The following is an 8,537-nucleotide window of genomic DNA, read 5'->3' on the forward strand; positions in this document are numbered from 1 at the left end:
TTCACGGAAGGCGAGGGGATTGTCCATGAGCGGAAGGTGGGGCGTGGCGCTGTGTCTCCTGTCGTGGGCATGGTCCGACCGGGTGGTCGCAAGGGAACAAGCCCCGGATGCGACAGCCAGCGAGCTTGCCTCCACCTTTCGTCACGCCGCTCAGCCCGAGAGCAGGACGCCCCACCTTCAGGCGCTGGAGCTGGAACCGTCCGTGGCAGTGGAGGACTGGCACTTCCTGGCCCGGCTCGACGTGTCGACCCTGGCCCTGCTGCCTCGCGGCGACAGCGGAAGACGCGAGGGGTTCGTCCAGGTCGTTCCCACCTTGATGCTGGATGGTGGCGCGGAGTTCGCCGTCAACCTGGGGGCGCCGGTGAGACTGCGCCTGTGGGACGGCAAGCGGAACGCAGGGGCATTTCGCCAGGAGGACTGGGACAGCCTGTCGGACTGGGGGCAGGTGGTTCGAGCCCTCAAACTGGGATCAAACGAAGCGCCTCTGGCGCTGTGGATGGGGGCGCTGGAGAGCTACACCCTGCTGTCCGGGCACCTGGTGCGGCGTTACTCCAACCGCATCAACCCCGACTACCACCCGGCGGGAGGCTTCTTCACGGGGACCCTCGGCCCTCTCTACGGGGAAGTCTTCGCCTCGGACGTCCTTGGCGCGCGGCTCTTCGGAGTGGAAGCCGAGGTAGACCTGGAGCACGTCCTCTTCGGCCAGCCAGCCCAAGCCGGCCGGTACACGCTGGCCGTATCCGCCGTACACGAGGGTGGCAAGGGGGAGGGGACCTCGCCCCAGGTCACGCTGGCCCACCTGGATGGGACCGCGGTGGTGTGGACGCGTCCGGGCTTCGAACTGCACCTGCTGGCCGGTTGGGGAGGCCGTCCCGGAACGGGTGGCGCCTGGGGCGCGGTGGCTGGAGTGGGGGCGGACGCGGATGCAGCCGGGTTGAACGCGCGGCTGCGCCTGGAGGCGCGGCGGCAGCACGGAGGTTTCCGCCAAGGTGCCTTCGGCCCGGACTACGAACTGGCGCGCTTTCGCGCGGTGGGCACCTCCGGGCAGCCCCTGGTGGAGGCGTCCTTTCCGGAGGGGGCGTCTGTCTACGCTGAAGCAGATGTGGGCTGGGACGCGGAGCGGTTGGTGGGGAGGACGCAGCGGCACCTGGCCTTTTCCTGGGCGGTAGAGGTCTTCGCCTGGGGACGCGTGGACACGGACGGACGCCTCGCCCTCCAGCTCTTCGAGCGGAACCTGGAAGTCGCCGTGAGCGTGCTGGGAATGGGCCTGGGTCGGCAAGGGGCCCGCTACCTCGTGTCCGGAGACCTGCGCTGGCGCTTCGCGGGGAGGCTGTACGCGCTGGGGCAAGGAGGAACGCTGTTGTTTCCGGAGGCGGACGGAGCGCTGCGTCCGGGCGCCTACGCGTCTCTGGGCGTGGGGGTGGACCATGCGCGCTGAAGTGCTGCTGTTGAGCACGGTCCTGCTCCTCATGGGCTGTGCTTCCGGGCACCGCGGCATCCTGAAGCAGGGCTCGGCGGCAGCCCTCGAGCCGAGCGGGGCCTCACGGCTGCGACGGCATCACGTCGAGCGCTCCCTGGACACGGAGGTCGCGCGAAGCGCACGGGCCCAGGTCGCCGAGCGGGCCTTCATCCACGGCCCCCCGGAGGCAGATGCCTTCGAGCACCTGCTGGTGCTCGCGGGGCTGGACCCCTGGGACGAGCTGCCCCTGCGTGCATCCGCGCTGACGCCGACGCAGGCCGCGCGATTGTTGTCGGTATTGCTGAAGAAGCCCGTGACCCTGGGCAACTTCCCGCCCCGCATGGGGGCGAGCCTGCTGCTGCGTGAGGTGCTGGAGGGTGACCGCGTGTCGCGGGAAGAACTCCTGCGCCGGATGACCCGGCTCGAACGGCTCGCGGTGTTGAGGCCTGACGGCTGTCTCGCGTGGGTCATCAACGGACGCACGCAGCAGCGCGTGGGGCCAGTGGAGTGGAAGGACGGGGCCTTCGTTGCGTTGGGCTTCGAGTTGGGGCGCTTCTACGTCGACACCGGTGGCGTGTTCCGACCGACGGATGCGCGGCTCCATCCCGTGTTCAATGGGTTCGTCGTGGAGGTGTACGACGACGCGGACATCCTCGGCCGGTCGCTGGACGGCGCCGCGGACGCGTTCTTCGAGCTGGCCATGTCCATCGGGAAGTTCTTCACTTCCCCAACGGACAGCCTCCTGGCACTTCAACATCTGCCAGAGGGCATCGCCGCCCTCGTCGCTTCCTCTCCTGAGTACCTGGAGCGCTTCACCTCCATGACGCGAGGAGAGCAGGTGAGGGCTGTCGCGAAGCTGTTGACGACGCTCTACGCGGGAGGCGGTATCGCCAAGGGCTCTACTGGCGTCCTGACCACGGCGACGGGAGGAGTAGAAGCCATGCTCCCAGTGCTGTCCCTCACCGGTGAGGGGGCTCTGGTGATGGAACGCGTCGCCGTGCCCGTGGGGCGGATGGCCACTGCGGTCGGAGCAGGCGTGGGAGGACTCTACGTCCTGTCGGGCGCCAGCTCCGCCACGACTGGCGGTGCTCCCGGTATCGCGTCCGACGTGGCGGGAAGTTACCGGAACGTGGAGATTGTCGATTCCCGCGGAAACCCGCTGGGAGAGTTCGATGAAGTCCAACCTGGAATGTTCATCGAGGACAAGTCGGCCAGGAACCTGGATGTCCTGCATCCCAGAACGGGACAGCCCATGCAGACCGCCGAGCAATGGGCCGCGAAACAGATCTACGAGAAGACGACGGTTCGGCTCAGGAACCTCATGACTCAGGCCAGCGCCACGCGCCCTGCCGTTGGAGGGACTCCCAAGGTGCCTCCGCTTTCGGAGCTGAAGACGTATCGAAGCATCCTCTTCAGGATTGAAGACGGGAGTCCTGCGCTGAGAGAAGCCGTGTCGAAGCAGCTCGCCCGCCTGGCGCAGGAAAACCCGGGCTGGTCCTTCACCGCGACGTATGGTCCGTGAGCGGGTTCGCCCAAGGAGCTGGAATGTCGATCTCCATCCTCATGAAACAGCTTCCGGAAAGCGCGACGAGCGAAGAGCTGGTTCCACTGGCGACCGAGGAGGCCTTTCGCCGGTATTGGGTTCCCGGCTGTGAGGCTCTTGGGCTGCGGTGGGTGCCCTTGTTCAGGACCGGCGTACCCCTCCAGAAGGAAGACCTCGGTCCGGTGCTCACGGAGCTGCGCGCGCTTCGTCAGTGGATGGAGGAGCAGCCAGGCGAGGGCACAGTCGCCGTGAAGCCCAGGTTGGACGCGGCACTGATGATTCTTGAGCGCGCCGCTGCCCTGCCAGGGGCGGATATCTTCATCGGGTAGTGGGACGCCTGTAGTACGAAGCACTCCCCCTTCACGGTGACGCTGTGCGCCTCCTCTCGCTCCAGGTCCAGGACTTCCGCAACCTCCCGACGGTGCAGCTCGCACCCAGCCCTCACGCGACCATCGCCGTGGGCCAGAACGGGCAGGGGAAGACGAACCTCCTGGAGGCGCTCTACTTCCTCGCCACCCTCAAGCCCCTGCGTGCCGGACGCCTCTCCGAGCTCGTCCGCTGGGGCTCCCAGGCCGCTCGCGTCACCGGCCGCTTCCTCCTCAAGGGCGCCGAGCGCGAAATCTCCGTCGAGGTCGGCGGTGGCACGCGCCAGGCCCTCGTGGACGGCAAGAAGGCCTCCAGCCTGGAGGACTACTTCGGCGGGGTCTCCGTCGTCGCCTTCACCCCCGATGACCTGGAGGTCATCAAGGGCGGCCCCGACGCGCGCCGCGCCTTCCTCGACCGCGCCGTGTTCAACCGCTTCCCCGCCTTCCTCAAGGAAAGCCGCGAGTACGCCCGCGCCCTCAAGAACCGCAACCGCCTGCTCCGCGACGGCGCCACCGTCGACGCCGCGTACCTCGACGCGTACGACGAGACCCTCGCCCGCTCAGGCGCCCGCCTCTACGCCCGCCGCCGTGCGCTGATGGCCGAGCTCGCGCCCCGCGCCCAGGCCACCTTCGCGTCCATCGGCCGCACCGCCGACCCCGCCGTCTACGGCTACCACCCCGCGCACCTGGGCGCGGACTTCGCTCATGCCGACGAGGCCGCGCTCGCCTCCGCCCTGCGCGAGGCCCTCTCCGCGCGACTGAGGCGCGACCTGGACCGCGGCTTCACCTCCGTGGGCCCGCACGTGGACGACGTCTCCGTGACGCTGGGCGGCCGCAGCGCGCGCGCCTACGCGAGCCAGGGCCAGCAGCGCGCCCTGGTGCTGGGGTGGAAGATCGCGGAGATCGAAAACCTGGAGGCCTCCATGGGCTTCCTCCCCCTGCTGCTCCTGGATGACGTCTCCAGCGAGCTGGACCCCGAGCGCAATGCCTATCTCATGGGCTACCTGGCCCGGAGCGGCGCGCAGGTCTTCCTCACCACCACCGACGCGGGGCTCGTGCGAGCCGCCGCCGCCAGTGACACCCTCTGGCTCACCGTCCACGCAGGACAGGTGGCTACCGAGACGCCGTCACCCCCGTAGTCAGTGCACCCGCCGCCGATGCCAGGGCCAGTGCACCGGCCCCCGCCGCGCGTGGTGTGGCAATTCCTGCCGCGTCACGTGTCCGAAGTACTCGAAGCGGAACTCCGCCCAGAGCATCCCGAACGCCACCGCGAACAGGAACACCGCCAGCGTCAGCCACCACACGGTGCCCGTCGCCAGCGCGGCGATGAACAACACCCCCAGCACCGCCGCCACCCCCAGCGACAGGTCCCGCAGGCGCTTCGACTCGCTGAACGCCATCCCCATCGCCAGCATGGAGATCGCCAACAGTGGCCACGCCAGCCAGTACGCCGTGCGCGCGTACAGATTGGCAATCGACAAGAGGAACAGCCCGAATCCGAATATCGCCAGTCCGCCGTCCATCGAATCCTCCTCGGGAGAATCCCCCGGCTCCCGGCTGAACATGCGCCTTCCTCACGCCCGCATGCAGCCCGCCTTCCCCAGTCCGACCGGGGACACGGCGGGAGAGCGGCCCCCAGCGCAGCGCTCGGAATACGCTGCCGTCGCCCACCGTCTCCTTCGTGTTCCCACGAACACGCGCGCACCCGGCGCCCGGGGTCCTGACAGGGTGCCGGGCCCTCGTCCGGCGCGCGTCCGTGAGTCGACGTTCCCCCAGACGAAGTTCTTGCGGACCCGCCGGGCGTGCACCATGACGTGCACGCCGTCCCACCGGGCCCCTCCGGGACGAACGAAATGGTGCCATGTCGCGTTTGCTGCTGACGCTCGTGCTGTCCGCCCTCCTCGCGGGGTGCCACCGCGCGACGTTCGAGGACTCGGTGCTCCAGAAGTCCGACGTGAAGTACCGCGTCGGTCCGCTGTCCAATGACATCTGGGAGCGCCGGGGCTTCGACGACAACGACCTGGCCTTCGTGGAGCGGGGCGACACCGGCCGCGTCATCGCCACCAACTCCACCTGCAAGGACCACGACGACCCGTCCCTCCAGGTCCTCACGAAGCACCTGCTCATGGGCTTCACCGAGCGCCAGGACCTGGGCCAGCGCACCTTCACCCTGGACGGCCGTGAGGCCCTGCGCAGCCGCTACGTCGCGAAGCTCGACGGCGTGCCCATCCAGCTGGAGCTGGTGGTCGTCAAGAAGGACAACTGCGTCTTCGACTTCAGCTACGTCGCCCCGGTGGGCACCGCCGATGAGCGCATGGCGGACTTCGAGAGCGTCTTCCAGGGCTTCCACGCGGAGCGCCAGCGATGATGCCGGAGGCGAAGCTCTTCTCCGGCGGCGGCCCCAGCCTCAAGGAGCGCCTGCGCGAGCGCATGGAGTCCCTGGGCGCCCTGTCCGTCATGACGGGCCAGGTGTTCAGCCGCGCCGTGCGCCCGCCCTATGACTGGGCCGGCCTCGTCTTCCACACGGAGTCCCTGGGCGTGCGCTCGCTGCCCATCGCGCTGCTCACCGCGACGTTCGCGGGGCTCGTCATCTCATTGCAGTTCGGCTACTTCCTCGCCCGCTTCGGCGTGCAGTACACCGTGGGCCGCGTCGTCATCCTCACGCTGTTCCGGGAGCTGGCCCCCGTGCTCACCGCGCTCACCGTGGGCGCGCGCATCGGGTCCGGCATCGCCGCGGAGCTGGGCTCCATGACCGTGACGGAGCAGGTGGACGCCATCCGCGCGCTGGGCGCGGACCCCTTGCGCAAGCTGGTGGTTCCGCGCGTGTTCGCGTGCCTCATCGTGATGCCGGTGCTCACCGTGTTCTCGGACGTGGTGGGCCTGGTGGGCGGCGCGCTGGTGGTGAGGTCCCAGTACGGCATCTCCCTGGATCAGTTCTTCCAGGGCGCGCTGGACGCGGTGCTGATGGGGGACTTCGTCTCCGGCGTCATCAAGGGCGCCGTGTTCGGGCTCATCATCGGCCTGGTGGGGTGCTTCAAGGGTCTGGCGGTGGAGGGCGGCACGGAGGGCGTGGGCCGCGCCACCACGCAGACGGTGGCCATCACCTCCGTCACCGTGTGCCTCGCGGACTTCTTCATCACGAAAATCACGCTCTACTTCTGAAGCCGCCCGCACCCATGCGCAAGGCCCGCTCCTCCCACAGAGATCCCGCAGTCCCGTTCGCGTTCCGCAAGCCCACGCCGGGCGAGGAGCTCATCCGCTTCGACGGCCTCATCAAGCAGTTCGGCACCAAGAGCATCTACGACGGCGTGGACCTGGACGTGCGCGCCGGGGAGACGCTGGTGGTGCTGGGCGGCTCCGGCGTGGGCAAGAGCGTGCTGCTCAAGTGCCTCATCGGCCTCCTGCACCCGGACGGCGGCAGCATCCTGTTCGAAGGCTACGACCTGGCGAAGTTCTCCGAGGAGCAGTTCCTGGAGGTCCGCAAGCACGTGGCCATGGTGTTCCAGGGCGCGGCGCTGTTCGACTCGCTCAGCGTGGCGGAGAACGTGGCCTACCCGCTGCGCGAGCACTTCAAGAAGATGACGCGCGCTGAAATCCAGAAGCGCGTGGCGGAGAAGCTGGAGCTGGTGGACCTGCCCAACACGGAGAAGCTGATGCCGTCGGACCTGTCCGGCGGCATGCGCAAGCGCGTGGGCCTGGCGCGCGCCATCGCGACGGACCCGGAGGTCATCCTCTGGGACGAGCCCACGACGGGCCTGGACCCCGTCACCACGCAGACCATCAACGAGTTGATTGATTCGATGAAGCAGCGCCTGGGCGCGACTTCCATCGTCGTCACGCACGACATGGTGAGCGCCTTCGTGCTGGCGGACCGGATGGCCATGCTGGCCAACCGGAAGATCGTCCAGGTGGGCACCCCGGAGGAGATGCGCCGCTCCCAGGTGCCGGAGGTGCGCGCCTTCATCGACGCGCGCCGCCTGGAGCTGAACCCCCGGGGAACACCATGAGTCTCTTCACCTCGACCTCGAAGGAAAAGCGCCTGGCCGTGCGCGCGGGCCTCTTCGTCGCCATCGGCCTCGCCGTGGCCGGCGTCGTCGTCTTCTTCATCGGCCGCGAGTCCAACCTCTTCCAGCGCCAGGTCATCTTCCACGCCTACTTCACGAGCGTGGACGGCCTGAGCGACCAGTCCCCCGTGTGGATTGGCGGCTTGAAGGTGGGCCGCGTGAACAGCGTGTCCTTCTCCCCGGACCTGAAGGACAGCCGCCTGCAGGTGGAGCTCCAGGTGGCCAGCGGCTACGCGAACCGCGTCCGCGCGGACTCCGTCGCCCGCCTCACCAGCATGGGCGTGCTGGGCGACAAGGCGGTGGACATCTCCCTGGGCAGCGCAAACCAGCCGGCCGTGGAGCCGGGCGGCGTCATCCAGTCCAGCAGCGGCGGGGACCTGTCCAAGCTCATGACCAGCGCCAGCCGCGTGATGGAGAACTCCGTCGAAATCAGCGAGTCCCTCAAGGACGCCGTGAAGGTCTACACGAACCCCGACCTGTCGCGGGACTTGGCCAGGAGCATCGCGTCGCTGCGCTCCATCATGGAGGAGGTGCAGAAGGGCAACGGCGCCCTGCACGCGCTCATCTACGACCCGCGCACGGGCCAGGAGGTGAACACGCTGCTGGCCAACGCGTCCGGCGCCGCGAAGCGCATGGACGGGGCCCTGGGCCACGTGGAGGCCATCCTGGGCGAGGTGCGCCGCGGCGACGGCACCGCGCACGCGCTCATCTACGGCCAGGACGGCGCGGTGGCCATGCGTGAGCTGGGCGAGGCCGCGGGCCAGCTGGCGGGCCTGCTGGAGGACGCGAAGAAGAGCCCCAACGGCGCCGTGCACCAGCTCATCTACGGTGACGCGAAGGGCATGTTCGCGGACCTGGGCAGCGCCGCCGCGGACATCAAGACCATCACCGCCACCGTGGCCAAGGGCGACGGCACCCTGGGCGCGCTCGTCAACGACCCCACCGTCTACGACGACCTGCGCGAGGTGCTGGGCAACGTGAAGCGCAACCGCATCCTCCGCGCGCTGGTGCGCTTCTCCGTGAGCAACCACGAGTCCCTGGACCAGGTGGGCGCCCCCCAGACGGCGCCCACCCCGCTCACCCACGCCGCCGACGCGGGCGACACC

The 8,537-nt window shown here is 68.9% G+C and carries 9 protein-coding genes; 8 read left to right on the forward strand and 1 reads right to left on the reverse strand.

What is annotated here, in order from left to right:
* The first annotated feature begins 25 nt into the window (after positions 1 to 25).
* From D7W79_RS12355 to recF, 4 genes are read left to right on the forward strand one after another with little or no spacing between them, the layout of a single operon-like run.
* Positions 26 to 1,438, forward strand: coding sequence for a hypothetical protein (locus tag D7W79_RS12355; protein WP_244981923.1), 1,413 nt, complete (start codon positions 26 to 28; stop codon positions 1,436 to 1,438).
* Positions 1,428 to 2,981: a hypothetical protein gene (locus D7W79_RS12360; protein ID WP_120525568.1), complete on the forward strand. Its 1,554-nt coding sequence runs from the start codon at positions 1,428 to 1,430 to the stop codon at positions 2,979 to 2,981. Before D7W79_RS12355 ends, D7W79_RS12360 begins: the two co-directional genes overlap by 11 nt.
* A gap of 23 nt (positions 2,982 to 3,004) precedes the next feature.
* Positions 3,005 to 3,331: a hypothetical protein gene (locus tag D7W79_RS12365; protein ID WP_120525569.1), complete on the forward strand. Its 327-nt coding sequence runs from the start codon at positions 3,005 to 3,007 to the stop codon at positions 3,329 to 3,331.
* A 44-nt stretch (positions 3,332 to 3,375) separates the two neighbouring features.
* Positions 3,376 to 4,506, forward strand: a complete 1,131-nt coding sequence (gene recF, locus D7W79_RS12370; RefSeq protein WP_120525570.1) for a DNA replication/repair protein RecF — start codon at positions 3,376 to 3,378, stop codon at positions 4,504 to 4,506.
* Here recF and D7W79_RS12375 read toward each other — a convergent pair whose 3' ends face one another.
* Positions 4,507 to 4,890: a hypothetical protein gene (locus tag D7W79_RS12375; RefSeq protein ID WP_120525578.1), complete on the reverse strand. Its 384-nt coding sequence runs from the start codon at positions 4,888 to 4,890 to the stop codon at positions 4,507 to 4,509.
* A gap of 338 nt (positions 4,891 to 5,228) precedes the next feature.
* Here D7W79_RS12375 and D7W79_RS12380 point away from each other — a divergent pair, with 338 nt between their 5' ends.
* The 4 genes from D7W79_RS12380 to D7W79_RS12395 all read left to right on the forward strand — a co-directional run.
* The gene (locus D7W79_RS12380; RefSeq protein ID WP_120525571.1) at positions 5,229 to 5,735 is read left to right on the forward strand and encodes a hypothetical protein; all 507 of its coding nucleotides are present in this window, start codon (positions 5,229 to 5,231) and stop codon (positions 5,733 to 5,735) included.
* Positions 5,732 to 6,529 carry an MlaE family ABC transporter permease gene (locus tag D7W79_RS12385; RefSeq protein WP_120525572.1) on the forward strand — a complete coding sequence of 266 codons (798 nt, stop codon included), beginning with the start codon at positions 5,732 to 5,734 and terminating at the stop codon, positions 6,527 to 6,529. The genes D7W79_RS12380 and D7W79_RS12385 overlap by 4 nt, the downstream gene beginning before the upstream one ends.
* Before the next feature lie 14 nt (positions 6,530 to 6,543).
* Positions 6,544 to 7,374: an ABC transporter ATP-binding protein gene (locus D7W79_RS12390; protein ID WP_120525573.1), complete on the forward strand. Its 831-nt coding sequence runs from the start codon at positions 6,544 to 6,546 to the stop codon at positions 7,372 to 7,374.
* A partial coding sequence (locus D7W79_RS12395) for an MlaD family protein (RefSeq protein ID WP_120525574.1) occupies positions 7,371 to 8,537 on the forward strand: 1,167 nt, incomplete at its 3' end. The genes D7W79_RS12390 and D7W79_RS12395, both read left to right, overlap by 4 nt.

Origin of the sequence: Corallococcus exercitus (assembly GCF_003611585.1) — a bacterium.
Taxonomy (GTDB): domain Bacteria; phylum Myxococcota; class Myxococcia; order Myxococcales; family Myxococcaceae; genus Corallococcus; species Corallococcus exercitus.

What these genes read in the sequence shown, in the direction of transcription:
- D7W79_RS12355 (WP_244981923.1), top strand. Translation starts at nt 26, where the DNA reads ATGAGCGGAAGGTGGGGCGTGGCGCTGTGTCTCCTGTCGTGGGCATGG.
- D7W79_RS12360 (WP_120525568.1), top strand. Translation starts at nt 1,428, where the DNA reads ATGCGCGCTGAAGTGCTGCTGTTGAGCACGGTCCTGCTCCTCATGGGC.
- D7W79_RS12365 (WP_120525569.1), top strand. Translation starts at nt 3,005, where the DNA reads ATGTCGATCTCCATCCTCATGAAACAGCTTCCGGAAAGCGCGACGAGC.
- D7W79_RS12375 (WP_120525578.1), bottom strand. Translation starts at nt 4,890, where the DNA reads ATGGACGGCGGACTGGCGATATTCGGATTCGGGCTGTTCCTCTTGTCG.
- D7W79_RS12380 (WP_120525571.1), top strand. Translation starts at nt 5,229, where the DNA reads ATGTCGCGTTTGCTGCTGACGCTCGTGCTGTCCGCCCTCCTCGCGGGG.
- D7W79_RS12385 (WP_120525572.1), top strand. Translation starts at nt 5,732, where the DNA reads ATGATGCCGGAGGCGAAGCTCTTCTCCGGCGGCGGCCCCAGCCTCAAG.
- D7W79_RS12390 (WP_120525573.1), top strand. Translation starts at nt 6,544, where the DNA reads ATGCGCAAGGCCCGCTCCTCCCACAGAGATCCCGCAGTCCCGTTCGCG.